Origin of the sequence: Sinomonas gamaensis (genome assembly GCF_005876955.1) — a bacterium.
In the GTDB taxonomy this organism is placed as follows: domain Bacteria; phylum Actinomycetota; class Actinomycetes; order Actinomycetales; family Micrococcaceae; genus Sinomonas; species Sinomonas gamaensis.
The window spans coordinates 13,485-40,323 of record NZ_SSCL01000004.1; the positions used below are offsets into that span (position 1 = coordinate 13,485).

Sequence of the window (26,839 nt, forward strand, 5' to 3'; positions counted from 1 at the left end):
CGAACGCTCAGCCGCACAAGAACGAAACTCAGGACCTCACGTGACCTCGCCCAGCTCAGCCCTGCCCTCTTCGCCGTCCGACAACAGAAGCGTTTCCATCCCTCCCACGGGTCCCATCGCCGTCGTCAGCGAACGACTCCCGTGGCGCCACACGTTCATCTCGCTCCGGGTTCACAATTTCAAGCTCTTCGCGGCGTCGCATTTCATCGCGGTCATCGCCGTGTGGATGCAGCGCGTGGCCCAGGACTGGATCGTCCTCCAGCTTTCCGGGTCGGTCGCCGCCGTCGGCGTGACCGTGGCAATGCAGTTCTTGCCCGTGCTCATCCTGGGTCCATGGGGCGGACTCATGGCCGACCGCTTCTCGAAGCGACGTCTGCTCCAGATCTGCCAGGCGAGCGCCGGCGTCTGCGCGGCAATTCTCGGGGTGCTCACGCTCACCCACTCGCTGCAGGTCTGGCACGTGTATGCCGTGGCCGCCGTGCTTGGCCTCGTGACGGTCCTCGACCAGCCGTCGCGGCAGGTCTTCGTCAACGAGCTCGTGGGGCCCAATTACCTGCGGAACGCGATCAGCGTCAACTCGACGACATTCCAGCTCGGTGGGCTCATCGGGCCCGCAATCGCAGGAGCCCTGCTGACGGCCGTCGGCGGTGGCTGGGCGTTCGTGTTCAATGCCGTCGCCTGCACCCTCACCGTGATCATGCTCTCGCTGCTGCGCGTCAACGAGCTGTACACGGCGCCCCCCACGCCGAAGTCGAAGGGCATGGTGCGTGAGGCCGTCCGCTACGCCATGGCCAAGCGGACCATCCGCTGGCCGTGGGCGCTGGCCGCCGTCGTCGCCGTTTTCTCGCTGAGCCTCCCCGTGCTCCTCGCGGGCTATGCGGACCACGTCTTCAAAATCGGCGCGGGAGGCTACGGCCTGCTCAACGCCCTCGTAGCGGTCGGCTCGCTTGCCGGGGCCATTGCCTCCGCCCGCCGTCGCCTGCTCAGGCTTGAGACCGTCGTCGTCGCCGCCGGGCTGTACGGCGCGCTGCTCGCGCTTGCCGCGTTCGTGCCCTCCCTCCCGGCGTTCGCGGCGCTCATGGCCGTCTCGGGGTTCTTCGCGCTCACCTTCATGACGTCCGCCAACCAGCTCGTGCAGACGAGCGCGAACATGGCTATCCGTGGCCGAGTCATGAGCCTCTACACCATGGTGCTCATCGGTGGCCAGGCGCTGGGGGGACCCATGCTCGGCGGACTTGCGCAGGCCCTCGGGACGCCGTGGGCGATGTTCCTCGGGGGGCTGGTGCCCGCCGTCGTCTGTGGCTTGCTCGTGCTGAGGCTGCGGACGCGCCGGGAGGGATGACGACGGCGGCCGGCGCCCCGCGCTGACACGTACGCCGCGCTGGCCCGCACCTCCGCGGGTTCCCCGCACATCCGCGCCGGACCAGGCGCGGAAGTGCGGGTCGGGGCGCCCTTTGCGGGGACGGGCGCCACAAGGCGACGGGACGGGCCTAAACGGTCTTCGCCGCGGCGTGGGTCTCGCGGGTAGCCGAACGGTCGGCGGTGTCCAGCGCGTCGAGGCTCAGCTTCGACGTCTCGCGGGTCATCCACGTGGCGATCGCGGAGACTGCTGACAGCGCGAGGGTCAGGCCGCCGATGATGAGCGGGACGTCCGTGGATCCCGGAGGGGCGATGAGCGTGAAGACGGTCGGCAGGAACGCGACGATCAGCAGGCCGAGGTTCTGGGAGATGGCGAAACCCGTGACGCGGGTGCGCGTGGGGAACAGCTCCTGGAAGAAGCTCGCGAACGTCGCGTTCCACATCTGGTACAGGACGCCCCACATGAGGATCGCGAGCACCACGGTAAGGACCACGTTCCTCTGGCTGATGGCCCACAAGTAGGCGAAGGACAGCACGCCGGCGCTGAGCGACCCGAAGATCATGAGCGGGCGGCGGCCGATCCGGTCGGAGAGCCGGCCGAAGATCGGGATCAGGACGACGGCGACGATGTTCGCCATGACGGGCATCCACAGGTACGTGGCGGGGCTCATGCCGATCCCATACGCCGGCTGGGTGGCGTAGGCGGTGCCGAAGACGGCGGCGGTAGTGCCGATGACGTTGGCCAGGCCCATGAGGATGGCGCGGAAGACGGTCCAGCCGCTCTCGCGGAGCACCCGCACCACGGGGGCCTTTGGGACGGCCTGCTGCTCGGTCTCCTCGAGGAAGGCCGGGGTCTCGGCGACTCGCCGGCGGATCAGGTAGCTGGCAAAGACGACGAAGGCGCTGAGCAGGAACGGCACCCGCCAGCCCCACGAGTGGAAGGCCTCGGTGGGAAGCATTGCGGAGAGCGGGATGAACGCGGCGGAGGCGAGGATGCTGCCGGCCTGCGTGCCCTGGAGGCTGAAGCTCGTGAAGAAGCCTCGGCGGTCCGCGGGGGAGTGCTCGGCGATGAGCGCGCTCGCGCCGCTCAGCTCCCCGGCCACGGCGAAGCCCTGGATGAGCCGCAGCGCCACGAGCAGGATCGGGGCGAGAAGGCCGACCTGCCCGAAAGTCGGAAGCAGGCCTACCGCGAAGGTCGAGAAGCCCATGAGGAGCAGCGCGAACACGAGGACGTTCTTGCGGCCGTGCCGATCGCCCCAATTCCCGAGGACGAACGCGCCGATCGGGCGGGCCACGTACCCGACGGCGTAGGTCGCCAGAGAGGCCACGAGGGCCACTGTCGCGTTGCCGCTGGGGAAGAAGATCCCCGGGAAGACGAGGGCAGCTGCGGAGGCGTAGATCGAGAAGTCGTAGTACTCGAGCGTGCTTCCGAAGAAGCCGCTCAGGGCCGCGCGCTTGTGCATTCCCCCGGCCGTCTGCTGCTGTTCGCGGCCTGATCGCCCGCGCACCTCTTCGTGCATGAGACCCTCCTAGGTCATGGTGGCTGTCGCGCTCGACCGGTGACTGAAAGTCGCGGGAACGCTGGTGGTAAGCGCTTTCCAGAAGACCATGATGTGATCCACGTGTCAATCCCCGGAGAGTGGTGGGTCACATCAGGCTGGGCTTCGGCGCAGCGTGAAGGCCAGCGAGGCGAGCCCCGCAAGGGCCACGAGCACCAGGCCCGTGACGTAGAAGCCGCCCGAGAGGGATGCGTCGGCAGAGAGGGCGCGCGCGAGCCCATCGGCGAGGTCCTGCATAGAATCCCAGAGCGTGTGCAGCGCGACGACCCCCACGAAGGCTCCGAGCACGCCCGCCGTCACCCGAAACCGCCCGCTGCCCGCCGCCCTGAAGATCACGGCACCGAGGAGCGCGGTCCACAGGACATGGCAGACCGGGGCGAGGATCGATCGCGTGGCCTCGCTCTGGAGCAACGGCCCCAAGCTGATGCCGTGCGCCGTCACGGCGGCATTGAAGGCGTAGCCCGCCGACTCGAACCCGGCGAACCCGGCCCCGACGCAGGCTCCGAGGAGCCCGCCCTGCATCCGCGTCTTCGGCGTGATCGAGCGGGCCACAAGGACCAGAAGCGCGGCCTTGACGAATTCCTCGACGAGCGCCACGCGGAGGCCGAGCCACGGCGAGGGGTGCAGATCTGACTCCAGGAGAGCCGCCCCGAGGACGCCGAAGACCCCTCCCAGGAGGAACGCCATGAACACGTCCAGGGACCGGACCGCGCCGCTGATTCGTTCGACGGCGAAGAGGACCACGCAGAACGGCACGAGGAAGCTGCCGACGAGGATCAGCGTGGGAATCAGATTGTTGCTGTGGGTTGTCATCGTGACGACGATCGTGGCCACCCAGAGCGAAAGGCCCGAGAGGAGGGCCTTCCACCACCATCCTTCACGGCTTCTCTGGGCGGGCTCATCGTCAGCGTCCACGACGTGAGGATATCGTCCGACAGCAGGGCGGTAGGCGAATTCGAGACAAGTGGAGCGGCCGACGGGAATCGAACCCGCGTATCAGGCTTGGGAAGCGTGCGCTCTGCCATTGAGCTACGGCCGCGTTGCCCCGGAGGGCATTACCCAGCTTACAACACCCTCCGGGGTGCTCTGCGCGCCTCCGCGATCTCGTGGATCCGCTTGCGGCAGGCGTACCAGCCCGCGACCATGACCGCGATGGCGCCGGCGGTCACCGCGAGGGTCCACGGCGAGTCGATGAAGATCATGACGAGCACGAACGCGAGGAACGCGAGCGAGAGATAGCCGGTGAAGGGGGCGCCGGGCATACGGAACGCGGGGCGCTCCGTCCAGCCGTTCCTGGCCCAGCGCTGGAGCTGGAGCTGGCACAGGACGATCGTGGCCCAGGTGCTGACGATTCCCACCGACGCCACGTTGAGCACGATCTCGAATGCGTCGGAAGGCACCAGGTAGTTCAGCGGGACGCCCAGGAGCGAGACCACCGCCGTGATCGCGATGCCGCCGTAGGGAACGCCGGCCTTGTTCATGCGGAGGGCGAACTTGGGGGCGGAACCCGCGGCTGCCATGGACCGGAGGATGCGGCCGGTCGAGTAGAGGCCGGCATTGAGCGACGAGAGCGCCGCAGTGAGGACCACGAGGTTCATGATCACGTCCACGCCGCCCACGCCGATGTGCCCGAAGAACGTCACGAACGGGCTCACGCCCTTCTGATACGACGTGTACGGCAGGAGCAGCGCGAGCAGCACGACCGATCCGACGTAGAACACCGCGATCCGGAGGACCACCGAGTTGATGGCCTTGGGCATGATCTTCTCGGGGTTCTGCGTCTCGCCCGCCGCGGTGCCCACGAGCTCGATCGACGCGTACGCGAACAGCACACCCTGCATGAGCAGGATGAGCGGCAGGATTCCGGTGGGGAAGAAGCCGCCGTGGTCGGCGATGAGGCTGAATCCGACCGTCCCGCCCGCGGGCGTGCCGAAGACGACGAAATAGATGCCGAGCACCAGGAACACCAGCAGGGCCGCGACCTTGATGAGGGCGAACCAGAATTCCATCTCGCCGAAGACCTTGACGGAGATGAGGTTGAGCCCCAGCACGAGCAGGAGGGCCAGGAGCGCCCACGCCCATTGCGGAACCGCGCCGATCCAAGGCACGTACTTTCCGAAGAAGTTCATGTAGAGGGCTGCGGCAGTGGTGTCCACAATCGTGGTCATGGCCCAGTTGATCCAGTAGAACCAACCGGAGACGAACGCAGCCTTCTCGCCGAAGAACTCACGCGCATACGACACGAACGAGCCCGACGACGGCCGGTGCAGCACGAGCTCGCCGAGGGCCCGGAGGATGAGGAAGGCGAAGAATCCGCAGACGGCGTAAGCGAGGATCAGCGAGGGGCCCGCGGCTGCGAGGCGGCCGCCCGCCCCCAGGAACAGGCCCGTGCCGATCGCGCCGCCGATGGCGATCATTTGGATCTGCCGCGCTTTGAGGCTCTTGTGGTAGCCCGCGTCTTCGGCATGGATCACATGGTCGGCGGAATGGGCGTGGCCGTGGTCGGTCAGATGGTCGAGGTCGGGCTGTGGCTGCGACATGGGGTACTTTCCCGAGAGGATCACTCTTTCGACCGGCAAGTGTGCCACACGCCACGCCGCTCCCGAAGTCGCACCCGTGACGACTCTCAGCCCAAATCCAGCGAATCGCCCTAGTCTCAGCGCATGGCAGCCGCTGAACACTCCGTCACTGTCCGCCGCACGCCCGAGGACGTCTACGCCTTCCTCGCGGACGGGCTCAACAACCCTCGGTGGCGCTCGTCGGTGCGGTCGGTGTCCCTCGCCTCGGGCAGCGCGGGCCAAGTCGGGGCCGTGTACGCGCAGCGGCTTGCCGGGCCGGGCGGCCGCGAGATCGATGGCGACTATCGCATCACCGAGGCGCAGCCCAGCTCGTCGCTGCACTTCGAGGTCATTGCCGGGCCCGCGCGTCCGAAAGGCACCTTCACGCTGAGGCCAGCAGACGACGGCGGCACGCACCTGACCTTCGGCCTCGCCTTGGAGACGAAAGGGCTCATGAGGCTCATGAACGGCATGGTCCAGAAGACGATGAACTCTGAGGTCGCGCAGCTGGCGAAGCTCAAGGCCGTACTCGAGCAGTAGAGGCGGTATTTTTGGAGGCGTGCTGCTCTCCGACCGCCACATCCGAGCCGAGATCGACGCCCAGCGGATCGCCCTCGAGCCCTTCGACCCGGCCATGGTCCAGCCGTCCAGCGTGGACGTGCGGATCGACCGGTTCTTCCGGCTGTTCGACAACCACAAATACGCCCACATCGACCCGGCGCTCGAGCAGCCTGAGCTCACACGGCTCGTAGAAGTCGACCCCGACGAGCCCTTCATCCTGCACCCCGGCGAGTTCGTGCTCGGCTCCACGTTCGAGACCGTCTCGCTGCCCGACGACATCGCCGCGCGCCTCGAAGGCAAGTCCTCGCTCGGCCGCCTCGGGCTCCTCACGCACTCGACCGCCGGGTTCATCGACCCGGGGTTCTCGGGCCACGTGACGCTCGAGCTCTCAAACGTCGCCACGCTCCCCATCAAGTTGTGGCCGGGCATGAAGATCGGGCAGCTGTGCTTCTTCAGGCTCTCCTCGGCCGCTGAGCATCCCTACGGTTCCGGGGCTTACGGCAACCGGTACCAGGGCCAGCGGGGCCCCACGGCCTCGCGGAGCTACCTCAACTTCCACCGCACGACGGTCTAGCCCTCGCCGGCCCACTCCTACCACCGCGAATTGTCGGTTTGCTGCGGGTCGTGAGGACTCTGACCCGCATCAGGCCGACAATTCCGCTCTGTGGCGGAGCCGAGAAAGGCGCTGGCCCACCAGTCGGGCCACCCCATCCCACCCCCGCCGCCTCACGTCGGTGCTGCTCACGATGAGTTGGTCCCACTCCTCGTCCGCGACCAAACGGTTCCGCCAGTTGTCAGAAGCCTGCTGTTCGGCGGTTCGGTGATGCTCGCCGTCGTACTGGACGGAGAGGCGCGCCTCAACAAAGGCTTGATCGGGCCAGGCAACGGCGCGGCCGAAGCTGTCGCGGATGACGTAGTTGAGTACCGGCTCCGGGAGCCCTGCGTCGATGATTGCGAGCCGGAGCCTTGTCTCGGGCACCGAGTCGGCTCCCACGCGCACGAGCTCGAGTGCCCGCTTGGCCCCGGGCAGGCCGCGAACGCGGCGCTTGGCCGCCAGGTAGGTCGCAATCTGGTCTAAGCGATACAAGGCGTTGCGGGGAGCGGGAAAGTCTTCAGGATGTTCGCACACGAGGTAGTCCCCAATGGCGACGATGTCATCTCGCTGTAGGACCGCGGCAAGATCAAGCATGGTGCGCAGTGGCGAAGTGACGCGAATCCCGTTCTGCAGGGCCACCACGTCATGCGGCGAGAGGTGCATGCGGTGGCAGATGATCCCCGGCCGGAGGCTGAGCGGCGTCTTCGCGGGCCTCGTGACGTGCAGAGAAAAGTCATCCCTGAAATGAGGGGGAAGCGGCAAGCCCCAAATTCCGGCTGCCGTCGCGAAGCTGGCCACCGCATCAGACATGAGGTCCAACAGGGGGCGCACGATGCCTGAAGTACCGGTTTCGACGGCCGTCCACGGAACTCGGATTCCCCTCGTCGGGAGAACGAGGTCCGAGGCTCTCAGCCTGCTCGTCGAGATGCCCAGTGCCGCGGCTTCGCGTGTCGTGAACGGTCTTTGGGCCAAGTCGGGTGGGAGCTGTCGTCGCACATTCATCAGCCCATGCTGTCGAAGCGCGCCAACGCGGAGGCGTTATCCACAGCTGTGGAGGTCCAACCTGTCGCGGTGAGTTCGCCGATTGTCGGGTTTCTGTGGGTCTACGGGGCCAGTACTCGCCATAGACCGACAATTCGCGGAGAAAGGCCCCTTGCTTCAGAGGGTTTTCGCGTAGAACCACTCGATGTGGTCGCGGACCAGGTGCGCCGCGCCGTCGCCGTCTCGACGCTCCACGGCCTCAAGGATCTCGCGGTGCTGGCGTCGCAGCTCGGCCACGATGTCGTCCCATTGGGCGCGTGTTCGCACGGCCTCGTCGACATATTCACGGATCGCCTCGCGCAATGAGTCCATCATCGTGCTCACCACGGCATTCCCTGCCAGAGCGCTCAAAGCGACGTGGAACTGCGCGTCGAGGGCTGTGAAGGCGGGGGAGGGGAGCGCGGGATCGTCCATCGCGTCGAGGAGTTTCCGCGCCTCTTCGAGCTGTACGGGCTCCCAGTTCGCGTCCGCGGCGTGCGCGAGCGACCACGTCTCCATCATCACCCGCGCCTCGACGATGTCCTTGACCGGAAGCCGCTGGCTTGCGACGTGCAGCCTGAGCGCGGACCCAAGCGCCGACGAGGGGTCCGAGACCACGATCGTGCCCGCGTTCGGTCCGGAGCCTGTGGCCGACCGCACCACGCCCATGACCTCGAGCGCACGGATGGCGTCCCGCACCGAAGCCCGCGAAATCCCGAACTGCTCCGCGAGGGCCCGCTCGCCCGGGAGCCGATCCCCGAGCTTGATCTCGCCGGATCTCAGGCTGTCCTCGATGTGCTGCAGCACCGCGTCGTGGGCGCGCTCGCTCGGGCGTTCAGGCATGGGTCCATCTTGCCGCACGCGCAGGGCGGGCTGGAGCGCGCGTCGAGCCGGGATTGCGGTCCTCTGGAATCCCTGCCACTATGGTCAGACCACATGGCCCGGATGCTCCGAAGGGCCGGAGAGGACTCCCATGAAGATCGCGCTCTTCGCGACCTGCATCGTCGACGCGATGTACCCCCGCGTCGCGCAGGCCACGGTGCAGATCCTGGAGCGGCTCGGGCACAAGGTCGTGTTCCCGGCCGGCCAGGCCTGCTGCGGCCAGATGCACCTGAACTCGGGGTACTTCCGCGAGGCGCTGCCCGTGGTCGAGAACCATGTGAGGGCCTTCGAGGCAGGCTTCGACTCGGGCGATTACGACGTCGCGGTCGCCCCCTCCGGATCTTGCGTCGCCTCCGTGAAGCACCAGCACGCGATGGTCGCGCGATGGGCCTTGGAACGCGGCGAGAAGAGGGCGGATCCCACTCTCGAAGCCCGCGCGGAGGCAGTCGGCGAGCGGACCTACGAGCTCTCGCAGCTCCTCACCGACGTCCTCGGCGTCACCGACGCGGCCGCCCAACTCGGCTCCTACCTCCCCGGCACCATCACCTACCACCCGTCCTGCCACGGCATGCGGCTCCTTCGCCTCGGCGACCGCCCGCTCAGCCTGCTGCGCACCGTGGAGGCGCTCGACGTCGTCGCGCTCCCCGAAGCCGACCAGTGCTGTGGCTTCGGCGGCACGTTCTCGATCAAGAATGCCGACGTCTCCTCGGCGATGCTCGCCGACAAGGTCGCGAACATCTGCGGGACCGGCGCCGGCGCGTGCGCGGGCGGCGACGTCTCATGCCTCATGCACATCGGCGGCGGGCTTTCCCGCGAAGGGCGGACGACGACGGCCGGCACCCCCGTGCGGACCGTCCACCTCGCGGAGGTGCTCGCGTCCACGCACGAAAATCCGCTCCGCTTCGACGGGGAGCTTGCGCTGGCGGGCGGTGCCCGATGAGCACGGTGAACCTCGGACTGCCGCGTTTTCCCTCCGGGGGTCCGCCCCGCGGCTTCGGCAACATCTCAGCAACTGAGCCCTTCCCGAAGGCGGCCCACCGCGAGCTCGGCAACGCCCAGCTTCGCGCGAACCTCGGTCACGCGACCCACACGATCCGTGACAAGCGCCTCCGCGTGGTCTCGGAGCTCCCGGACTGGGAAGCTCTACGCGAGGCCGGGTCCGCGATCAAGACCGAGGCCATGACGCGGCTCCCCGAACTCCTGACCCAGTTCGAGGAGCAGTTCACCGCGCGCGGCGGCACGGTGCATTGGGCGCGGGACGCGGCGGAGGCGAACCGTATCGTCGAAGAGCTCATCCGGGCGACCGGCGAGACCGAGGTCGTCAAGGTCAAGTCGATGGCGACACAGGAGATCGGCCTCAACGAGTACCTCGACGAGCGCGGCATTGCTGCGTTCGAGACGGACCTGGCCGAGCTCATCGTCCAGCTCGGCCACGACAAGCCAAGCCACATCCTCGTCCCAGCGATCCACAAGAACCGTACCGAGATCCGCGACATCTTCCTGGAGGAGATGCCCGACGTCGACCCCGAGCTGACGGACGAGCCGCGCCGCCTCGCGATGGCCGCCCGCGCCCACCTGCGGAAGAAGTTCCTCTCCGCCAAGGTCGCGATCTCCGGGGCGAACTTCGGCATCGCCGAGACCGGGACACTCGGGGTCGTCGAGTCCGAAGGCAACGGGCGCATGTGCCTCACCCTGCCCGAAACGCTCATCACGGTCATGGGCATCGAGAAGGTGCTCCCGCGCGCCCAGGACCTCGAGGTGTTCATGCAGCTGCTTCCCCGGTCGTCGACGGGCGAGCGCATGAATCCATACACGTCCTTGTGGACCGGCGCCACCCCGGGAGACGGGCCCCAGAACGTCCACGTGGTGCTGCTCGACAACGGCCGCACCCGCGCACTCGCCGACCAGCACGGCCGCAGCGCCCTGCACTGCATCCGCTGCTCGGCCTGCATGAACGTGTGCCCCGTGTACGAGCGCACGGGCGGTCACGCGTACGGCTCCACCTACCCCGGGCCGATCGGCGCGATCCTCTCGCCGCTGCTCACCGGAGTCGAGGCGGAGGAAAACTCCTCGCTCCCGTACGCGTCGTCGTTGTGCGGGGCGTGCTTCGACGCGTGCCCCGTCAAGATCAACATCCCCGAGATCCTGGTGTACCTCCGCGGCGAGGACGTCTCGGGTGGGACGACTGGCCGACGACGGCGGAGCCTCCCGTCGCAGATGGACCTCGCCTTGGGCGCGGCGTCTTGGGCGCTGTCATCCGGCGACCGGCTGGGGCTCCTCGAGAAGGGGCTTCCGGTGGCGCGGGCGCTCGCCGGGCGCGACGAGAAGATCTCGCGGCTCCCGGGTCTCGGCGCGGGATGGACTCAGAGCCGGGACGTTCCTGCACCGCCGAGCGAGTCGTTCCGGAACTGGTGGAGGAAGCGCGAGAAGGAAGCTGAGAAGGGGACGCACGAATGAGCGCGCGCGACGAGATTCTGGCCCGCGTCCGAGAGGCGCTCGCCCCCGCCGAAGTCGGGTCCCCTGCCGCCGAAGTCGGGTCCGGTGGCGCCGAAGTCGGGCCCGGCTACCGGACGGCCTCGGGTCTGGACGAGGACGCCCTCGTGGAACTCCTCGTCGACCGCTTGCTGGACTACAGGGCACGGGTCGAGGTCGTGACGTCCGACGGACTGGCCGAGGCGATCCGCACCCGACTCGAGGGCAAGCGGTTCGTCGCCCCCGACGGGCTCCCCACCAGCTGGCTCCACCCGAGCCTCGCCGAGGGCAGGGTGACGGACTCGCGCGAGGCGCCGGTCGACGTCGTACGTTTGGATGAACTCGACGCGGTGGTGACGTCGTCCGCGGTGAGCATCGCGGAGACGGGGACGATTGTGCTCGATGGCTCACCTGACCAAGGTCGGCGAGCGATCTCGCTCGTGCCCGATCATCACGTGTGCGTGGTGCCGGTTCAGACGATCGTCGGGATTGTGCCGGAGGGCTTCGCGCGGCTCGATCCCACGCGCCCGCTGACTCTCATCTCGGGCCCGTCCGCGACGAGCGACATCGAGCTTGAGCGCGTCGAGGGCGTCCACGGGCCGCGAACGCTCGACGTCATCATCGCCCGCTAGCAGCGCGCAGCATCGCGGCCTCCGCGAGTTCGGCCAGACGGCTCACACGTGCGACGTCGGCGGGAGTGAACGGCTCGTCCGGGCGGAGGAGCACGAGGGGCTCGGGACTCCCCGGCACCTTGAGCACGGTTCCGCGGGCGACGGCGGCCGGGTCCACTGGGTGGTGAGCGAAGCCGCGCTCTGCACCGAGGAGCTCGGCCGCGGCGTAGGGGAGCTCGGCAGGATTGGCGACCACCCGGGTGGCCAGGCTCAGCGCCAGGGTCGGGGCGTCGACAAGGGCGAGCGGCGTCGTCGTCCACACCTTGGGGGCTGCTCCGCCGCCGGTCGCCATCGCGTCGAGGAGGTCGTCGTCGGTGAGGCCGCCCGGCGCCGAGAGGACCAGCGCATCGACTACGCCTCCCGTGACGGGCTGCGACTGGATGGACAGGACGTTGACGCCCAGCTTGGCGAGCGCGCGGCTGAGCCGTTCGAGGGCGCCGGGTGTGTCGGGCAGGGTGACGCGGGCGCGCCACAGCGCCGGGGCAACCTCGAGTGCCCGGCGCCGGCGAAGTGCCGGCGCATGGAGCCACGAGCGCAGCAGGTGGCGGACGCCCGGCTCGGCGACCCAGATGACGAGGGCGGTGGCCGTCGCCGCGAGGAGCAGCACCTTGAGCAGGAGCGGCCAACCGGTACCGACGACGGCGGCATGCACCGCGAGCTCGATCGGCAGCATCGCGACCACGTTGGCAATCGTCAGGCGGACCTTGGGCGGTTCGGGGTAGCGGCCGCACACTTCGCAGGCGAGGTGACGGTGGGTGGCGCTGCGTGGGGCATCCATGGCTCCATGCTCATCGGCCGACGTTTCCGCTGGGTTGCACGGCTGTTTAAGCTGCGGCCCGACTTCGGCGTCAGGGGACCCGACTTCGGCGGCAGGGGACCCGACTTCGGCGGCAGGGGACCCGATTTCGGCGGCGCTAGGCGACCGGGGCGGGGGCCTTCTGCCGGGAGTACCTTCCGCGGAGCGCTTTGACCGCAGGCTCGGTGAACCGCGCAGCAAGCGGCCCGAGGACGGCCATGATCAGCACATACGCCGTGGCGAGGGCGGCGAGCTCGCCCGCGACCGCCCCGGACGTGACGGCGAGCCCGGCAATGACGATCGAGAACTCGCCGCGCGCAATGAGCGAGGTCCCGGCGCGGGCACGCCCGGGCACGGCAACGCCGGCGCGGGCCGCGGCCCACCAGCCGGTCACGATCTTGGTGACCGCAGTGACGACGGCGAGCAGCAGCGCCCACCCGAGCACGGGCGGAATGGACGCCGGGTCGGTGTTCAGGCCGAACGCCACGAAGAAGATTGCGGCGAACAGGTCCCGCAGCGGCTCCAGGAGCCGGGAAGCCAAGTGAGCTGTGGTCCCGGAGATGGCGATCCCGAGCATGAAGGCGCCGACGGCGGCCGAGACCTGCATCGCGGACGCGAGACCCGCCACGAGCAGGGCGAGGCCCATGACGTTCAGCAGGAACACCTCGGAGTTCTCGCTGTGCACGGCCTTCGACACGTGGTGCCCGTACCGGAGCGCCATCACCAGCACCACGGTGATGACGGCCAACGAGATGCCCACGGTCTGAAGCCCGCCGAACCAGCTCACGCCAGCGAGCATGGCGGTGAGGATCGGCAGGTAGATGGCCATGGCGAGGTCCTCGAAGACGAGAATCGACAGGATCGTCGGCGTCTCGCGGTTGCCGAGCCGCCCGAGGTCGGTGATGACCTTCGCGACGATGCCGGACGACGAGATGTACGTGACGCCGCCCATGACGATCGCCCCGAGCGCCCCCCAGCCGAGTAGCAGGGCCACGGCGGCGCCGGGGATGAAGTTGAGCACCGCATCCACCACGCCTGCCTGCCAGGACCGCCGCAGCCCGGTGAAGAGCTCCTTGGCGGTGTATTCGAGGCCCAGCAGCAGCAGGAGCAGGATGACACCGATTTCGCCTGCCAGGTGGGAGAACTCCCGCACCCCGCCCAGGTCCACGATCCCCCCTGCCCCGAAGACGAGGCCTCCGATGAGGTACAGCGGGATGGGGGACATGCTGATGCGCCCGGCGAGGCGCGCGAGGAACCCGAGGACGAAGATGACGGCCCCGAGTTCGATGAGCGTGAGCGCGACCGGGTTCATGCTCACCCGTTGCGGAGGATCTTGGCGGCGGCGTCGAGGCCTTCCTGGGTGCCGACGGCAACCAGGAGGTCGCCGGCGTGGAGGATCGCGTCCGGGCCGGGCGAGGGGATCACCTCGCCCTCGCGCATGATGGCGACGATCGAGACGCTCGTCCGCGTGCGGATCGCGGCGCGGCCCATGGGCTGGTCGCGGTAGGGGGACTCGGGGAGGATGTTGAACTGCCGGGTGACGATCCCGGGGACTTCCTTGTGCTCCTCGGTCAGCTGCATCACGATCCGCTGGCTGCCGAGCAGGTTCCCGAGGGCGGACGCCTCGTCGCCGGTGAGCGGGATCGAGGCCTGGCAGGTGTCTGGATCGTCCCAGGCTGAGATGATGAGCTCGGTTTCCCCGTCGCGGTGGGTCACGACCCCGATCCGGCGGCCCGACTTCGTCATGAAGTCCTTGCGCACCCCAAAACCGGGCAGCTCGGTCTCGTCAACGTTCATGGAACAACTTTAGTCCCGCCGCATTCAGCTAGCTTTCAGGTACGACGGCGGTCGCGACCTTCGACGGCGGCCGCACCGGGAGCAGGACGAGGAGCCCCGCGAGCAGCACCACGAGGATGCCAAGGATGCCCCACCGCTGCGCCTGCCCCTCGGCGACGAGCGGCGTCGCGAGGGCGATGCAGAGGCTGAAGAGCGATGGCGCGAGGAAGCTCACCGCTCGGCCGGTCGTGGCGTACAGTCCGAAGAGCTCCCCGGACGTGCCGTCTGGCGCCAGCCGGGCGAGGTAGGCGCGCGACGACGCCTGGGCCGGTCCCACGAACAGGCACAGGAAGAGGCCGAACACCCAGAACGTCGCGGCACCCGGCCACGTCATGCCGCCGAGCGAATACGTCGCGTTGCCGAGCACGAGGACCGCCCCGCCCGCGATGAGCAGCCCCACGAGCGAGCCGATGATGACCCGTTTCGGCCCCAGGCGGTCATCAAGGATCCCACCGAGGATCGCGCCCACGGCAGCAACGACGTTGCCGAAGATCGCGAAGAAGATGACCTGGCTGAGCGAGAAGCCGAACGTGCCGGCGGCGATCACGCCGCCGAAGGTGAAGACGGCCGCGAGACCGTCGCGGAAGACCGCGCTCGCGACAAGGAAGTACAAGGTGTGGGGGCTCGTGCGCCAGATCGCCACGATGCGTCGCCAGAGCAGCCCATAGGAAGCGAGGAAGCCCAGCCGCGCCGCCTCCCGCCGTCGTACTTCCGGTACGGCGACCATGACGGGGAGCGAGAACACCACGATCCACAGCATCGAGAACACGGCGACGAGCCGGATGTTCAGGCTCTCCGCGGTGGAGGCACCGAACCATGGGAACGCGGGCTGGACGAACAGGGCCAGCACGAGCAGCAGCGCGACGATGCCCCCGAAGTAGCCCGCGGACCAGCCGAGGCCCGACACGCGGCCGATGGTGCGGGGGGTCGCGATCTGCTCGAGCATCGCGTTGTAGTTGACGCCGGCGAGCTCGGAGAACACATGGCCGGCGGCGATGAGGGACGCGCCGTACCAGAGCAGCTCGGGCCGCGGGTAGGCGAAGAAGCACAGGCCGGTGAGCAGCGCGACGACGCCGGTGTGGATCCCGAGCCAGAGCTTCCGCCTGCCGCCCGCGTCGGAACGCTGCCCGGAGACGGGCGCGAGGAGCGCGATGAGCAGCCCGCCGATCCCCAGCGCAGCGCCCAGCACGGAGGAGGCGTGGTCCGCGCCGCCGAACGCGGATGAGGTCAGGTAGACCGTGAACACGAACGTCGTCATGACCGCGTTGAAGGCGGCCGAGCCCCAATCCCACGCGGCCCAGGCAAGGACCTGGCCGCGTCTGACGGGGGCGGTATGGAGCTCGAGCTCCGATGGCTGCGGCGCGGCAGTCGTCATAGTCCGCATGCTAGCGCTTGATAGGGTGGGAATGATGCCATGTCGCATCGCCTGTTCTCCCGAACCCAACTTGTGATCGCCCGACCCCAACTTTCGTGATTCGCAGCCTACAGACGTAGCGGAGGCGCCCCGTGATACCAGTCTTGGCCCTGCACTATGCAGTGGCCGCTGGTGCGCCCTGGATCTTCCGCCGCTGGGGCCGGGCCTCGTTCTTCCTCCTCGCGGCAGTTCCCGCCGTCTCGCTCGTGTGGCTCATCCTCCAGCACGACGCCGCCTATGGCGGCGGACTCGAGGAGACCTACGCCTTCGTCCCCGCGCTTCATTTCGACGTCGCGTTCCGGATCGATCCGCTCGCGTGGGTCATGGGCCTGCTCGTTCTTGGCGTCGGCGCGCTCGTCCTCGCCTATTGCGCGCGGTACTTCAAGGACGACGACGACGGCCTGGGCGGATTCGGGGGCCAGCTCCTCGCGTTCGCGGGAACCATGCTCGGCCTCGTCGCGTCCGACGACCTCATCTCCCTCTACGTCTTCTGGGAGATCACGAGCGTCCTCTCCTTCCTCCTCATCGGCTACGCGCGGGCCCGCCTGGCGGCCCGGCGCTCCGCCGTCCAGGCCCTCGTGGTCACGACTGCGGGCGGTCTGGCGATGCTCGTCGGCCTCGTGCTGATCGGCAACGCCGCGGGAACATATCGGATCTCGGAGATCCTCGGGCAGGCTGGGGAGCTCAGCGGCTCTACACCTGCGGCGGAGAACACTTCGGGCGCCGTCGCTGCGGGCGCGCTCCTCGTCCTCGTCGGCGCGCTCAGCAAGTCGGCGCTGGTGCCGTTCCACTTCTGGCTCCCCGCGGCGATGGCTGCTCCCGCGCCCGTCTCGGCGTATCTGCACGCCGCCGCGATGGTCAAAGCGGGCGTCTACCTCGTGGCCCGGCTGGCCCCAGGGTTCGCGGACACGCCGTTCTGGCGGCCTGTCGTCCTGGGGTTCGGCGCGGTGACGCTGCTCGTGGGCGGATATCGGGCCCTCCGGCAGACGGACATCAAGCTCCTGTTGGCGTTCGGCACGGTGAGCCAGCTCGGGTTCATGGTGGCTGTCGTCGGCCTTGGAACGCCGGAGGCCGCGCTCGCCGGGCTCGCCCTGGTCGTGGCGCATGCGCTCTTCAAAGCCACGCTCTTCCTGGTGGTCGGCGTCGTGGACCATCAGACGGGGACGCGTGACGTGCGGCGCCTGTCCGGGGTCTTCGGTCAGGCGCGGGCGCTCGGCATTGTGGCGGTCCTCGCGGCGGCGTCGATGGCGGGGCTCCCGCTCTTCGGAGGCTTCGTGGCGAAGGAGAGCATCTTCGCCGCGTTCGCGGACGCCCTCGGTGCCCACGGTCCGCTTTCGGCTGTCTGGGGCGTGGTGATCCTCGCCGTCTTCGTGGTGGGGTCGGCGCTCACGGTCGCGTACAGTGCCCGATTCATCTGGGGCGCCTTCGCCCGCAAGCCCGGTCGCCCCAATACGCCGTTCAAGCCGGTGACCGCCGTCTTCGTGGGGCCGCCCGCGCTGCTCGCCATCCTCGGGCTCGTCTACGGCGTGTGGCCCGCGGCCGTGGATGCGTGGGCAGCTCCCGCGGCCAAAGTGACGGGTGAACTAACCGCGCATCTGTCCGCGTGGCACGGCTTCGGCCTTCCGCTGGCCCTCTCGGCGGCCGCGTGGGCTGGGGGCGCGCTGCTGTTCCGGCGCCGGGACGCCGTATTCCGGGCGCAGATGGCCCTCTCCGGCTTCCCAGCGGCCGAACGAATCTACCGCGGACTGATCGGCGCGATCGACGACACCGCGATCTGGGTCACTGGCCGAACCCAGCGCGGGTCCCTGTTCTTCTACCTCGCCGTCATCCTCTCGGTGGCGACGCTCCTGCCTCTCGCCGTCATCCTCCTCACGCGCCCGGCCATCCCGGGCGGCGCCTACTTCCTGGACCCGAACTCGCCGCTGCAGGCCGTCGTCGGCATCGCCATCGCCATCGGTGCGCTCGCTGCCGTCCGAGCGAACAAGCGATTCCTCGCGGTGCTCATGGTCTCCGTCACGGGCTACGGCATCGCGCTCATCTTCGCGCTCCAGGGCGCGCCCGATCTCGCCATGACGCAGCTGCTCGTCGAGACCATCGTGCTCGTCGCGTTCGTCCTCGGCATGCGCCGCCTCCCGGCCCAGCTGCGCGACAGGACGGGAGGGGCATACCGCGTGGCGCGGATCATCATCGCCGTGCTGTTCGGCGGCATGGTCGTGGTGGCCGGGATGTTCACGATGGGTGCCCGGCACGCCGCGCCGATCTCACTGCAGTTCCCCGAGCTCGCCTATTCGGAGGGCGGCGGGAACAACATCGTGAACGTCACGCTCGTGGACATCCGCGCGTGGGACACGTTCGGCGAGATCTCCGTGCTGGTCCTCGCGGCCACGGGCATCGCAAGCCTCATCTACATCAGCCACAGGGGGCGCCGCCCAGGACCGGTGCACGAGGTCGAGACGGGGAGCGTCGGCCGCGTCCGCGGCGTGGACCCGAGCTCGCGCGGCGGTGCGGAGCTCGCCGTCGCCCGGACGTTCCAGAGCGTGGAGCGCGACCCCTGGCTCGTGGCCGGCCGCACCCTCGCGCCCGAACGCCGTTCGATCATCTTCGAGGTCATCACCCGGCTCATCTTCCACAGCATGGTGCTGTTCTCGCTCTACCTCCTGCTCGCCGGGCACAACGCGCCGGGCGGAGGGTTCGCCGGCGGGCTGGTGGCCGGCATCGCGCTCACCATCCGCTACCTTGCCGGCGGCCGGTTCGAGCTCCACGAGGCCGCGCCCTTCAACCCCGGCGTGCTGCTCGGGGTCGGCCTCGCGGTCGCGGCGCTCGCCGGTGCCGTGCCGCTGCTCGTGGGCGGACAGGTGCTCCAGAGCGCGACCATCGCCCTCTGGCTGCCCGTCTTCGGCGACGTGAAGTTCGTGACCTCGACGCTGTTCGACGTGGGGGTATACCTCATCGTCGTCGGGCTCGTGATCGATGTCCTCCGAAGCCTCGGCTCCCATATCGACGAGCAGATCGAGGACCAGTCACGGACCGAGGCCCGACGTGGCCTGCAGTCTCTCCGCGAGAACCGCCAGCGGGAGAGGGAGCGCGCATGAACCCCAACATGACCCTGCTCATCATCTCGGGCGTGCTGTTCGCGTGCGGCGTCTACCTCCTGCTCGAACGGAGCCTCACCCGCGTGCTCCTCGGGCTGCTCATGCTGACGAACGGGGCCAACCTCCTCCTGCTCACCACGGGCGGCTACGCCGGCCTCGCGCCCTTCTTCGCCAAAGGGACAGACCCGAAGGCCTACAGCGACCCGCTTCCGCAGGCGTTCGTGCTCACCTCCATCGTGATCTCCTTCGCGGTCACCGGCTTCATGCTCGCGCTCATCTATCGCACGTGGCAGCTCGGCCGGGCCGACGAGGTGGCCGACGACCTCGAGGACCGCCGCGTCGCCGCCCAGAGCGGCTGGGTGCCCGAGGACGACGCCGACGTCCCCGAGGACCTCAGCGAATTCGTGAACCGCGAAGAAGCCGCAGCCGCCGACCGCGCGGCCCTGCACAGTGGGCGTCAGAAGGTGCACGCGCAGGAATCCCTCGGGCAGGAGTCCCTTGGGGAAGGGGAGCTCGAGTGAATCTGGCAAGCCTGGCTCCGCTCGCCGTCGTCCTCCCGATCATCGGCGCCGCGGTGACGTTCCTGCTCCTGCGCCAGGAGCGCGCCCAGCGAATCGTGAGCATCAGCGTGGTCGCGGTGACGCTCGCCCTCGAGATCCTGCTGCTGGCCTCGGTCTGGGGCGGCGGGACGATCGCGGTGCCGATCGGCCAGTGGATTCCGCCGTGGGGGATCACGCTCGTCGTGGACCAGTTCTCGTCCCTCATGCTGGTGGTCTCGAGCGCGGTGAGCCTCTCCGTCCTCATCTATGCGGTGTCGCAGGGCATGGCCGACGGCGACAAGGACGGCCCCATCTCGGTGTTCCACCCGAGCTTCCTGATCCTGATCGCCGGCGTCTCCGACGCCTTCCTTGCGGGGGACCTGTTCAACCTGTACGTCGGCTTCGAGATGCTGCTCACCGCGAGCTACGTCCTCCTCACGCTCGGAGGCACGACGGCGAGGATCCGCGCCGGGGTGACCTACGTCGTCGTGAGCGTGGTCTCGTCGCTCCTGTTCCTCATCGCGATCGCGATGGTCTACGCCGCGACCGGCACCGTGAACATCGCGGACCTCGCCGTGAAGCTCGGCCAGCTCGACCCCGGCACGCAGACGCTCCTGCACACCATGCTGCTCATCGGTTTCGGGATCAAGGCCGCGGTGTTCCCGCTCTCGTTCTGGCTCCCGGACTCGTACCCCACCGCGCCCGCGCCTGTCACTGCCGTGTTCGCGGGACTCCTCACGAAGGTCGGTGTGTACGCGATGGTGCGCACCGAGACGCTCCTCTTCCCGGGCGAGGACCTCAACGTCCCGCTCATGACCGTGGCGCTGCTCACCATGGTCGTGGGAATCCTGGGTGCGCTCGCCCAGACGGACATCAAGCGACTCCTGTCCTTCACCTTGGTGAGCCATATCGGCTACATGGTGTTCGGGCTCGCGATGAGTTCGGTGATCGGCCTGGCCTCAGCCGTCTTCTACGTGATGCACCACATCACGGTCCAGACGTCGCTGTTCCTCGTCGCCGGGCTCATCGAGCGCCGCGCGGGCTCGGCGTCGATCGATCGGCTCGGGGGCCTCGCGAAGCTCTCGCCGCTGCTCGCGCTGCTGTATTTCATTCCCGCGATGAACCTCGCCGGGATTCCGCCGTTCTCGGGCTTCCTCGGGAAGCTCGGCCTCGTCCAGGCGGGGGTGACGCTCGGCACGCCGATGGCGATCGCCGTCGTCATCGCCGGGGTCGCCGTCAGCCTGCTGACCCTGCTGGCCCTCGCCCGTGTGTGGGCGCGCGCCTTCTGGCGATCCACGGACGACGCCGAGAATCCCGACGCCGCCCTTCTCGCCCCCACCCACCGAGGTTCGATGCCGGGCGCGATGGTCGGCGCAACCGCCGGGCTCGTGGCGCTCGGCCTCGCGCTCACCGTGTTCGCCGGACCGCTGTTCACTGTGAGCGAACAGGCCGCGAAAGAGATGCTCGACCGCACCCCGTACATCACCGCCGTGCTCGGCCAGCAGGCCCCGCATCCGGGGGTGGCTCAGCGATGAGCGCCCCACGCATCTCGCTCCGCACCGAGCTGCCCCTGCTGGCCTGGCTCGTCATCGTCTGGGGCGCCCTCTGGCAGGACTTCAGCCCGGGAAATCTGGTCTTCGGGCTCCTGCTGGCCCTGCTCGTGACACGGTTCCTGTACCTGCCGCCCGTGGAGCTGAGCGGCCGCTTCAACGTGCTCCACGCGGTACGGTTTGCCTTCGTCTTCGTATGGCAGGTCATCGTGGCGAGCGTGAAGCTCCTCTGGCTCGCCGTTCGGACCGGGCCAGCCGTGACGAGCGCCGTCATTGCGGTGCCGCTCCGGAGCCACGCCGACCTCATCGTCACCGCCACGGGGCACGTCGTGTCGCTCATCCCGGGCTCGCTCATCGTGGACGTGGATCGGGCCAACGCGACCCTCTACGTCCACGGCATCGATGTGCCCGATGCCGCGGCAGCGGAGAGGCTGAGACGGTCCGTCCTCGCGGCAGAGGCCGAGCTGATCCGGGTCATGGGAGCCGCGGAGGACCTGCGGGCCTTGCGCGTGGAGGAGGCGCAATGACCTTCCTCGACGGGGCGCTCCTGATCTGCAGCATCCTCCTGGCGCTCGCGGCCTTCGGGGCGGTGATCCGTATGATCAAGGGCCCCGCGCTGCTCGATCGCGTCCTCGCGGCGGACGTTCTGCTCGTGGTCCTCGCATCGGCGCTCATCGCGTACATGGTGGCGAGCCGGTCCACGGACCACCTCGCGCTCGTCGTAGCCATCACGCTGATCGGGTTCGTGGGGTCTGTGACCGTTGCCCGGTTCGTGCAGGACCGGAGGCGGCCATGAACTCGTTCCTCGACGTCGTGGTCGGCGTGCTGCTGGTGCTGGGCGGCCTCCTGTCCCTCGCCGCCGCGATCGGGCTGCTGCGGTTCCCAGACCTGCTCACACGCATGCACGCCGCGACGAAGCCGCAGGTCCTGGGGTCGTTGCTGCTCCTGACGGCCCTCGGGCTCGCGCTGCGTTCCTGGGCGCTTGTGCCGCTGCTCGTGGTGGCCTGGATCTTCCAGCTCCTGACCGTGCCGGTCTCGGCCCACATGGTCGGCCGTGCCGGCTACCGGACCAAGCACGTCGACAAGGACCGGCTGACCGTCGATGAGCTCGAGGACGTCGTGGCGCGGGTGGAGCGGGCCGAGGACGTCGACGACTGAGCCCTCCTCTGCCGGGTTCCCCAGGTTCACTTCCCCCTTCCCCAGCTTTTGAGGGTACGACGGCGGCCCTCGCCTGAGTTTCCGCACTTCCGCGGGGCTGGGGCCGCCGAGAGCTGGGGAGACCGGCGGAGAAACTGGGGAAGCCGGGTATGGCCTCTCGATAGTTATCCACATAGGCGGCTTCCGCCGTCGTCTGCCGTCTGGCCGTCGGCAGGATGGTGGGGTGACGAAGGTTCTCAAGGTGCTTGCTCGGTGGGGAGGCGTGGCCCGACGCGCTGATCTCTTCCATGACGGTGTGTCGCGCGGCGACCTCGAGGAAGGCCTTAAATCCGGCCTGATCGTCCGAACACGCCGCGGGATTTATGCCCTTCCCGACGCCGACCCCGTTCTCGTCCGCTGCGCCTCGACGGATTCACTCTTGACGTGCGTCTCGGCGGCGAGGGCGCACGGACTGTGGGTGGTCCGCGAACCGCAGGAGATCCACATCCTGCGGTCGGACGGACGCTTCAGTTCCGACCGGGCAGTGGTTCATCGGCAGTCGTGGGTGGAACCACCCGCCCGAAGCCACATCGCATCGCAGGCCGACGTCCTCCTCCACTCGCTCAGATGCCTGCCTGAACTCGAGGCGTTGGTCATCGTCGAATCGGCAATCCAGCAGGGCTTCTCGCGTGACTTTCTGCTCGAGCTCCTTCCCGGCCGCCGAAATGCGCCGGCACGCCATGTCATAGATTCGGTCGGCACTGGAGCTGATTCCCTCATCGAGATCCTTGCCCGCGAACACCTCCGCCGGGCGGGCTTTCGCGTCCGGCCTCAAGTTGAGGTGGAAGGCGTGGGGTGGATGGACCTCCTGATCGAGGATTTCCTCGACGTGGAGACTGACGGCCAGCTGCACAACGAGCCGGTGCAGAGGGCCAAAGACTACCGACGCGATCGCTCATTGCAGCTTCGCGGGTATGAGGTGCTGCGCTACACGTACAGCGACGTCGTGGACCATCCGGAGGCGATGGTGGCGGAGGTCGAGCGGGTGGTTGCGCGACGTCGAAGCCTTCGGCTCCCGCCTCCGCCGCGCTGAAACATCACTATGTTCCCCAGCTTCTGCGCCGAATTCCCCAACTCTCGGCGGCCCCGGAGATACGGAACCGCGGAAACTCAGGGGAGGGCCGCCGTCGGGCCTCTCATAAGTGGGGAAGCCGGAACTGAAGCTGGGGAAGCCGGCGGAAAAAGGGGCCGGCAGAAGTGCCTAGACCTTCTCGGGCGTGCTGTTGAAGTGCGCCACGGCCTTCTGGGTGTACCGCTGGGTGAAGACCTGGACGATCGCGCCGACGGCGGAGGCGACGAGGGCGAAGACGAGCGTGTCCCGCAGGCTGGCCTCAAGGTTCGTGGGGTCCTTCGGCGGCTTGTGGCCGGTGCCCTTCTCCCAGACCTTGTCGAGGACTTTGGTCGCTACGAAGCCGGATCCGATGCCGATGACCGTTCCGAGCATTTTGATGAGGACCGTCACGTCCGTCTCCTTCGCGTTCGGCGTCAGTTGGCCAGACTCTTTCGGCCCAGCCTAGCGGTAGACTGGCTGCGTTTCATACGACAGGGGAGCGCCGTGGCGCGGGAGACCGAATCGGGAGCCCGTGGCACAGGGGCGCTGAGAGTGCGGATCACCGCAGACCCTCGAACCTGCTCCGGCTAATACCGGCGAAGGGAGTCGAGTTCTCAGGCAGCGTGCGCTGCCGCCCCTCCTGATCCCAGGGGGAGAAAGACCATGAGCACTACCATCAAGAAGCCCACCTATACGTGGCGGGTTGTCGACATTGTCGTTGCCGCCGTCGTCGCCGTCGCCTGCGGCGTGATCTTCTGGCTGTGGGACCAGGCGTACGTGGGGGTCACCGCCGCCACCGCCGCCTTCGCCCCGCTCAGCGGCCTGTACTCCGGCGGATGGCTCCTCGCGGGCGTCCTCGGCGGGCTCATCGTGCGCAAGCCGGGCGCGGCCCTCTTCTGCGAGATCCTGGCCGCCGTCGTGGAGGCGCTGCTGGGTTCCCAGTTCGGCGTCACCGTGCTGCTCTCGGGCCTCGTCCAGGGCGCGGGCGCCGAGCTCGTCTTCGCCGCCTTCCGCTACCGCCGGTGGAACCTCGGCGTCGCTCTGCTCGCCGGGGCGGTCTCCGGCCTCGCCCTCGGCGTGAGCGAGTGCCTGCAGTTCTTCGTCGAGTGGGAGTTCGGCTGGCAGGTGGCCTACACCGTCTTCGCCGTCATCTCGGGTGTCGTGATCGCGGGCCTTCTGAGCTGGCTCGCGGTGAAGGCCCTCGCCAAGACGGGCGCGCTGTCCGCGTTCGCCGCAGGACGCGCCGCGGACGTCTGACCATGCCGGCATCGGCGCCCGCTGGCGTCCGCGCCCGCGGGTGGGGGTGGCGGCACGCGGGGCGCAAGGCCTTCGCCGTGAGCGGCCTCGACCTCGAGATCGCCCCTGGCGAGCGCGTCCTCCTCTTGGGCGCGTCCGGTGCGGGCAAGTCGACGCTCCTTCACGCCCTCGCGGGCGTCCTCGGCGCCGCAGAGGAAGGCGAGGAGCGCGGCGAGCTGACGGTCGACGGCGTTCCCGCCCCCACCGCGCGGGGCCGCGCCGGACTGGTCCTCCAAGACCCCGACAGCCAGATCGCGATGGCCCGGGTGGGCGACGAGGTGGCCTTCGGCTGCGAGAACCTCGCCGTCCCCCGGGGCGAGATCTGGCCGCGAGTCCACCGCGCGCTTGACGACGTCGGCCTCGACATCCCGCTCGACCGCTCCACCGCCGCGCTCTCGGGCGGCCAGAAGCAACGACTCGCCCTTGCGGGGATCCTCGCGATGGAGCCCGGCCTCGTGCTGCTCGACGAACCGACCGCGAACCTCGACCCCGAGGGCGTCCAGGAGGTGCGCGAGGCGGTGCGGCGCAGCCTGGACAGGACCGGGGCGACGCTCGTCGTGGTCGAGCACCGCGTCTCGGTGTGGGCGGAGCTCGTGGACCGGGTGGTCGTCCTCGACTCCGGTGGCGGCCTCCTCGCGGACGGCCCGCCGGAGCAGGTGCTCGTCGATGGCGACGTACGACGACGGCTGGCCGGCGCCGGCGTCTGGGTTCCGGGATGGCATCCGCTCACCGGCGAGGCCGCTTCTCAACCGCTCCGCACCGGGCGCCCACAGCGCGAGGGCGAGCTGCTCGCCGCGGAGGCGCTCGCCGTCGGCCGCTCTCCCAAGGCCGGACCGGTGGTGGGCGGCATCGATCTGGTGCTCCGGGAAGGCCACTCCGCGAGTGTGACGGGACCCAACGGTGCCGGGAAGTCCACGCTGGCCCTCACCCTCGCGGGGCTCCTGCCCGCCGTCGGGGGCCGACTCGAGGCGCTGCCCCCGCTCGCGCGGGGGGCGGGGAAGAATCCCGCTCGGTGGCGGTCGAGCGAGCTCGTGAGCCGGATCGGGACGGTGTTCCAGGAGCCCGAGCACCAGTTCCTCACGCCGCGCGTCCTCGACGAGCTCGAGTTCGGCCCGCGGCGGGTGGCGCGGCGGCCCGAGAAAGAGGTCCGGCTCCTCGTGGACGGGCTCCTGCAGCGGCTGCGCCTCGACAGGCTCGCGGAAGCGAATCCGTTCACGCTTTCCGGAGGGGAGAAGCGGCGGCTCTCTGTCGCAACGATGCTGGCCACCACCCCGCGGCTCCTCGTGCTCGATGAGCCGACGTTCGGCCAGGACGCGCTCACGTGGGCCGAGCTCGTGCGGCTCCTCGCGGAACTGCTCGAGCAGGGCACCTCGCTCGTCTCCGTGACGCATGACGAGGACTTCACGGCGGCGCTGTCCGACTCGATCTACAGGGTCGAGGGCGGCCGTGCGGCGCGAGTGGGTGCTGCTGCGTGAGCGTCGACGTCCTGACGCCGGAGCTCGCGAACTCCACCCTCGCGCGGGCCAACCCGGTCGCGAAGCTCGCGGCGGCGCTGTGCATCACGCTCACGCTGCTGCTGAGCGTCGACTGGGTTTCGGCGTCCGTGGCCCTCGCGTGCGAGCTGTGCCTCGTCCCACTCCTCGGTGTCCGCCCGCTGACGCTCGTGCGCCGGACGTGGCCGCTGGCCGCCGCGGCGGTGGTGGCCGCGTACTCGACGGCGCTGCTCGGCGCCAAGACTGGACCGGTCTGGCTGCAGCTCGGGCCCGCGGTGTTCACGCAGGGCTCCGTGCTGACCGGGATCGCCATCGGGCTCCGTGGGCTCGCGATCGCGCTCCCCGGCGTCTTCCTCCTTTTCTCCACCGATCCCACCGATCTTGCCGACGGGCTGGCCCAGAAGCTGCGGCTTCCGGCGCGATTCGTGCTCGGGGCGCTCGCCGGGATGCGGCTCGTGGGGCTGCTCGTGGACGAGTGGCGTACCCTCGGGCTCGCCCGGCGGGCCAGAGGCGTCGGCACCGGGCACAATCCGGTCGCACGCTTCAAGGCGTTCATGGGCCAGTCGTTCGCGCTCCTCGTGCAGGCCATCCGCCGGGCCACCCGACTGGCCGTGGCGATGGAGGCCCGCGGGTTCGGTGTCATGATCGATGGCCGGCCTGCCCCTCGGACGTGGGCGCGCGAATCCAGCTTCTCCCGCTTGGATTTCTGGGTGGCCGCTGGCGGGGTGGCCATCGCCGCGCTCGCGGTGGGGGCCGCCGTCGTCCTTCGGACCTGGAACGTGGTCTGGGGCTAAGTGTTGCACCGTCAGATCCGCAGGGTGCGCCCCGCGGATCTGACGGCGCAAGCGGAGAGCGCCGCCTCTGGCGGATGAGGCGATCGGGTGCGATCGTGGTCCGC

The 26,839-nt window shown here is 69.0% G+C and carries 26 protein-coding genes, 1 tRNA gene and 1 riboswitch; of the genes, 16 read left to right on the top strand and 11 right to left on the bottom strand.

The window, feature by feature from the left end:
- Nucleotides 1-40: 40 nt before the first annotated feature.
- On the top strand, nt 41-1,342 hold the full coding sequence (locus E5679_RS06890) for an MFS transporter (protein ID WP_138414349.1): 1,302 nt from the start codon (nt 41-43) through the stop codon (nt 1,340-1,342).
- A gap of 148 nt (nt 1,343-1,490) precedes the next feature.
- Here E5679_RS06890 and E5679_RS06895 read toward each other — a convergent pair whose 3' ends face one another.
- From E5679_RS06895 to E5679_RS06910, 4 genes are all read right to left on the bottom strand, one after another.
- On the bottom strand, nt 1,491-2,879 hold the full coding sequence (locus tag E5679_RS06895) for an MFS transporter (protein ID WP_138414350.1): 1,389 nt from the start codon (nt 2,877-2,879) through the stop codon (nt 1,491-1,493).
- A 132-nt stretch (nt 2,880-3,011) separates the two neighbouring features.
- Nucleotides 3,012-3,833 (bottom strand): PrsW family glutamic-type intramembrane protease, encoded by an 822-nt coding sequence (locus tag E5679_RS06900; protein ID WP_249336006.1) that lies wholly within the window; start codon nt 3,831-3,833, stop codon nt 3,012-3,014.
- A 50-nt stretch (nt 3,834-3,883) separates the two neighbouring features.
- Nucleotides 3,884-3,957, bottom strand: a tRNA-Gly gene (locus E5679_RS06905).
- 25 nt (nt 3,958-3,982) lie between these two features.
- On the bottom strand, nt 3,983-5,458 hold the full coding sequence (locus E5679_RS06910) for an amino acid permease (RefSeq protein WP_138414351.1): 1,476 nt from the start codon (nt 5,456-5,458) through the stop codon (nt 3,983-3,985).
- Between the two features lie 123 nt (nt 5,459-5,581).
- On the opposite strand from E5679_RS06910, the gene E5679_RS06915 reads away from it, so the two are divergent.
- On the top strand, nt 5,582-6,016 hold the full coding sequence (locus E5679_RS06915) for an SRPBCC family protein (protein ID WP_138414352.1): 435 nt from the start codon (nt 5,582-5,584) through the stop codon (nt 6,014-6,016).
- A 19-nt stretch (nt 6,017-6,035) separates the two neighbouring features.
- A complete protein-coding gene (dcd, locus tag E5679_RS06920; RefSeq protein WP_138414353.1) occupies nt 6,036-6,611 on the top strand; it encodes a dCTP deaminase in 576 nt (191 codons plus the stop codon).
- A 69-nt stretch (nt 6,612-6,680) separates the two neighbouring features.
- Here dcd and E5679_RS06925 read toward each other — a convergent pair whose 3' ends face one another.
- The gene (locus E5679_RS06925; protein WP_138414354.1) at nt 6,681-7,442 is read right to left on the bottom strand and encodes a hypothetical protein; all 762 of its coding nucleotides are present in this window, start codon (nt 7,440-7,442) and stop codon (nt 6,681-6,683) included.
- 348 nt (nt 7,443-7,790) lie between these two features.
- Nucleotides 7,791-8,495, bottom strand: coding sequence for a FadR/GntR family transcriptional regulator (locus tag E5679_RS06930; RefSeq protein ID WP_138414355.1), 705 nt, complete (start codon nt 8,493-8,495; stop codon nt 7,791-7,793).
- A 130-nt stretch (nt 8,496-8,625) separates the two neighbouring features.
- Here E5679_RS06930 and E5679_RS06935 point away from each other — a divergent pair, with 130 nt between their 5' ends.
- From E5679_RS06935 to E5679_RS06945, 3 genes are read left to right on the top strand one after another with little or no spacing between them, the layout of a single operon-like run.
- Nucleotides 8,626-9,474 (top strand): (Fe-S)-binding protein, encoded by an 849-nt coding sequence (locus tag E5679_RS06935; protein ID WP_138414356.1) that lies wholly within the window; start codon nt 8,626-8,628, stop codon nt 9,472-9,474.
- Nucleotides 9,471-10,991, top strand: a complete 1,521-nt coding sequence (locus E5679_RS06940; protein WP_138414357.1) for a lactate utilization protein B — start codon at nt 9,471-9,473, stop codon at nt 10,989-10,991. Before E5679_RS06935 ends, E5679_RS06940 begins: the two co-directional genes overlap by 4 nt.
- On the top strand, nt 10,988-11,638 hold the full coding sequence (locus E5679_RS06945) for a LutC/YkgG family protein (RefSeq protein ID WP_138414358.1): 651 nt from the start codon (nt 10,988-10,990) through the stop codon (nt 11,636-11,638). Before E5679_RS06940 ends, E5679_RS06945 begins: the two co-directional genes overlap by 4 nt.
- Here E5679_RS06945 and E5679_RS06950 read toward each other — a convergent pair.
- The 4 genes from E5679_RS06950 to E5679_RS06965 form a co-directional block, all read right to left on the bottom strand.
- The gene (locus E5679_RS06950; RefSeq protein ID WP_138414359.1) at nt 11,625-12,455 is read right to left on the bottom strand and encodes an ACT domain-containing protein; all 831 of its coding nucleotides are present in this window, start codon (nt 12,453-12,455) and stop codon (nt 11,625-11,627) included. The two genes, E5679_RS06945 and E5679_RS06950, sit on opposite strands and share 14 nt — an antisense overlap.
- Before the next feature lie 136 nt (nt 12,456-12,591).
- Nucleotides 12,592-13,785, bottom strand: a complete 1,194-nt coding sequence (locus E5679_RS06955) for a cation:proton antiporter (protein WP_138414696.1) — start codon at nt 13,783-13,785, stop codon at nt 12,592-12,594.
- A gap of 2 nt (nt 13,786-13,787) precedes the next feature.
- Complete coding sequence (locus tag E5679_RS06960; RefSeq protein ID WP_138414360.1) at nt 13,788-14,270, bottom strand: cation:proton antiporter regulatory subunit; 483 nt, start codon at nt 14,268-14,270, stop codon at nt 13,788-13,790.
- A gap of 28 nt (nt 14,271-14,298) precedes the next feature.
- On the bottom strand, nt 14,299-15,684 hold the full coding sequence (locus E5679_RS06965) for an MFS transporter (RefSeq protein ID WP_249336007.1): 1,386 nt from the start codon (nt 15,682-15,684) through the stop codon (nt 14,299-14,301).
- 131 nt (nt 15,685-15,815) lie between these two features.
- Here E5679_RS06965 and E5679_RS06970 point away from each other — a divergent pair, with 131 nt between their 5' ends.
- The 7 genes from E5679_RS06970 (at nt 15,816) to E5679_RS07000 (ending at nt 23,134) form a co-directional block, all read left to right on the top strand.
- On the top strand, nt 15,816-18,815 hold the full coding sequence (locus E5679_RS06970; protein ID WP_138414362.1) for a Na+/H+ antiporter subunit A: 3,000 nt from the start codon (nt 15,816-15,818) through the stop codon (nt 18,813-18,815).
- A complete protein-coding gene (locus tag E5679_RS06975; RefSeq protein WP_138414363.1) occupies nt 18,812-19,336 on the top strand; it encodes a Na(+)/H(+) antiporter subunit C in 525 nt (174 codons plus the stop codon). The genes E5679_RS06970 and E5679_RS06975 overlap by 4 nt, the downstream gene beginning before the upstream one ends.
- Nucleotides 19,333-20,889 (top strand): Na+/H+ antiporter subunit D, encoded by a 1,557-nt coding sequence (locus tag E5679_RS06980; protein ID WP_138414364.1) that lies wholly within the window; start codon nt 19,333-19,335, stop codon nt 20,887-20,889. The genes E5679_RS06975 and E5679_RS06980 overlap by 4 nt, the downstream gene beginning before the upstream one ends.
- Complete coding sequence (locus tag E5679_RS06985; RefSeq protein ID WP_138414365.1) at nt 20,886-21,431, top strand: Na+/H+ antiporter subunit E; 546 nt, start codon at nt 20,886-20,888, stop codon at nt 21,429-21,431. The genes E5679_RS06980 and E5679_RS06985 overlap by 4 nt, the downstream gene beginning before the upstream one ends.
- The gene (locus tag E5679_RS06990) at nt 21,428-21,700 is read left to right on the top strand and encodes an MrpF/PhaF family protein (protein WP_138414366.1); all 273 of its coding nucleotides are present in this window, start codon (nt 21,428-21,430) and stop codon (nt 21,698-21,700) included. The genes E5679_RS06985 and E5679_RS06990 overlap by 4 nt, the downstream gene beginning before the upstream one ends.
- Nucleotides 21,697-22,062, top strand: a complete 366-nt coding sequence (mnhG, locus tag E5679_RS06995) for a monovalent cation/H(+) antiporter subunit G (protein WP_138414367.1) — start codon at nt 21,697-21,699, stop codon at nt 22,060-22,062. Before E5679_RS06990 ends, mnhG begins: the two co-directional genes overlap by 4 nt.
- A 223-nt stretch (nt 22,063-22,285) precedes the next feature.
- Nucleotides 22,286-23,134, top strand: coding sequence for a type IV toxin-antitoxin system AbiEi family antitoxin domain-containing protein (locus E5679_RS07000; protein ID WP_138414368.1), 849 nt, complete (start codon nt 22,286-22,288; stop codon nt 23,132-23,134).
- A 168-nt stretch (nt 23,135-23,302) separates the two neighbouring features.
- Here the strand turns inward: E5679_RS07000 and E5679_RS07005 are convergent, their stop codons facing one another.
- The gene (locus E5679_RS07005) at nt 23,303-23,563 is read right to left on the bottom strand and encodes a DUF4235 domain-containing protein (protein WP_249336008.1); all 261 of its coding nucleotides are present in this window, start codon (nt 23,561-23,563) and stop codon (nt 23,303-23,305) included.
- Between the two features lie 72 nt (nt 23,564-23,635).
- A riboswitch (TPP riboswitch) is annotated at nt 23,636-23,774 on the top strand.
- A 41-nt stretch (nt 23,775-23,815) separates the two neighbouring features.
- Between E5679_RS07005 and E5679_RS21035 the strand changes: the two genes are divergently transcribed.
- Genes E5679_RS21035 through E5679_RS07020 form a run of 3 tightly spaced genes read left to right on the top strand, consistent with a single transcriptional unit; the run spans nt 23,816 to nt 26,735 of the window.
- Nucleotides 23,816-24,409 carry an ECF transporter S component gene (locus E5679_RS21035; protein WP_138414369.1) on the top strand — a complete coding sequence of 198 codons (594 nt, stop codon included), beginning with the start codon at nt 23,816-23,818 and terminating at the stop codon, nt 24,407-24,409.
- 2 nt (nt 24,410-24,411) lie between these two features.
- Nucleotides 24,412-25,923 (top strand): ABC transporter ATP-binding protein, encoded by a 1,512-nt coding sequence (locus E5679_RS07015; RefSeq protein WP_138414370.1) that lies wholly within the window; start codon nt 24,412-24,414, stop codon nt 25,921-25,923.
- Nucleotides 25,920-26,735 carry an energy-coupling factor transporter transmembrane component T family protein gene (locus E5679_RS07020; protein ID WP_138414371.1) on the top strand — a complete coding sequence of 272 codons (816 nt, stop codon included), beginning with the start codon at nt 25,920-25,922 and terminating at the stop codon, nt 26,733-26,735. The genes E5679_RS07015 and E5679_RS07020 overlap by 4 nt, the downstream gene beginning before the upstream one ends.
- The last annotated feature ends 104 nt before the right edge of the window (nt 26,736-26,839 follow it).

Coding starts and splice junctions, on each gene's coding strand:
- E5679_RS06960 (WP_138414360.1), bottom strand. CDS start 14,270: ATGAACGTTGACGAGACCGAGCTGCCCGGTTTTGGGGTGCGCAAGGAC.
- E5679_RS06895 (WP_138414350.1), bottom strand. CDS start 2,879: ATGCACGAAGAGGTGCGCGGGCGATCAGGCCGCGAACAGCAGCAGACG.
- E5679_RS06940 (WP_138414357.1), top strand. CDS start 9,471: ATGAGCACGGTGAACCTCGGACTGCCGCGTTTTCCCTCCGGGGGTCCG.
- E5679_RS06990 (WP_138414366.1), top strand. CDS start 21,428: ATGACCTTCCTCGACGGGGCGCTCCTGATCTGCAGCATCCTCCTGGCG.
- E5679_RS21035 (WP_138414369.1), top strand. CDS start 23,816: ATGAGCACTACCATCAAGAAGCCCACCTATACGTGGCGGGTTGTCGAC.
- E5679_RS07015 (WP_138414370.1), top strand. CDS start 24,412: ATGCCGGCATCGGCGCCCGCTGGCGTCCGCGCCCGCGGGTGGGGGTGG.
- E5679_RS06950 (WP_138414359.1), bottom strand. CDS start 12,455: ATGGATGCCCCACGCAGCGCCACCCACCGTCACCTCGCCTGCGAAGTG.
- E5679_RS06930 (WP_138414355.1), bottom strand. CDS start 8,495: ATGCCTGAACGCCCGAGCGAGCGCGCCCACGACGCGGTGCTGCAGCAC.
- E5679_RS06915 (WP_138414352.1), top strand. CDS start 5,582: ATGGCAGCCGCTGAACACTCCGTCACTGTCCGCCGCACGCCCGAGGAC.
- E5679_RS06975 (WP_138414363.1), top strand. CDS start 18,812: ATGAACCCCAACATGACCCTGCTCATCATCTCGGGCGTGCTGTTCGCG.
- E5679_RS06910 (WP_138414351.1), bottom strand. CDS start 5,458: ATGTCGCAGCCACAGCCCGACCTCGACCATCTGACCGACCACGGCCAC.
- E5679_RS06965 (WP_249336007.1), bottom strand. CDS start 15,684: ATGACGACTGCCGCGCCGCAGCCATCGGAGCTCGAGCTCCATACCGCC.
- E5679_RS06945 (WP_138414358.1), top strand. CDS start 10,988: ATGAGCGCGCGCGACGAGATTCTGGCCCGCGTCCGAGAGGCGCTCGCC.
- E5679_RS06925 (WP_138414354.1), bottom strand. CDS start 7,442: ATGTCTGATGCGGTGGCCAGCTTCGCGACGGCAGCCGGAATTTGGGGC.
- E5679_RS06935 (WP_138414356.1), top strand. CDS start 8,626: ATGAAGATCGCGCTCTTCGCGACCTGCATCGTCGACGCGATGTACCCC.
- E5679_RS06955 (WP_138414696.1), bottom strand. CDS start 13,785: ATGAACCCGGTCGCGCTCACGCTCATCGAACTCGGGGCCGTCATCTTC.
- E5679_RS06985 (WP_138414365.1), top strand. CDS start 20,886: ATGAGCGCCCCACGCATCTCGCTCCGCACCGAGCTGCCCCTGCTGGCC.
- mnhG (WP_138414367.1), top strand. CDS start 21,697: ATGAACTCGTTCCTCGACGTCGTGGTCGGCGTGCTGCTGGTGCTGGGC.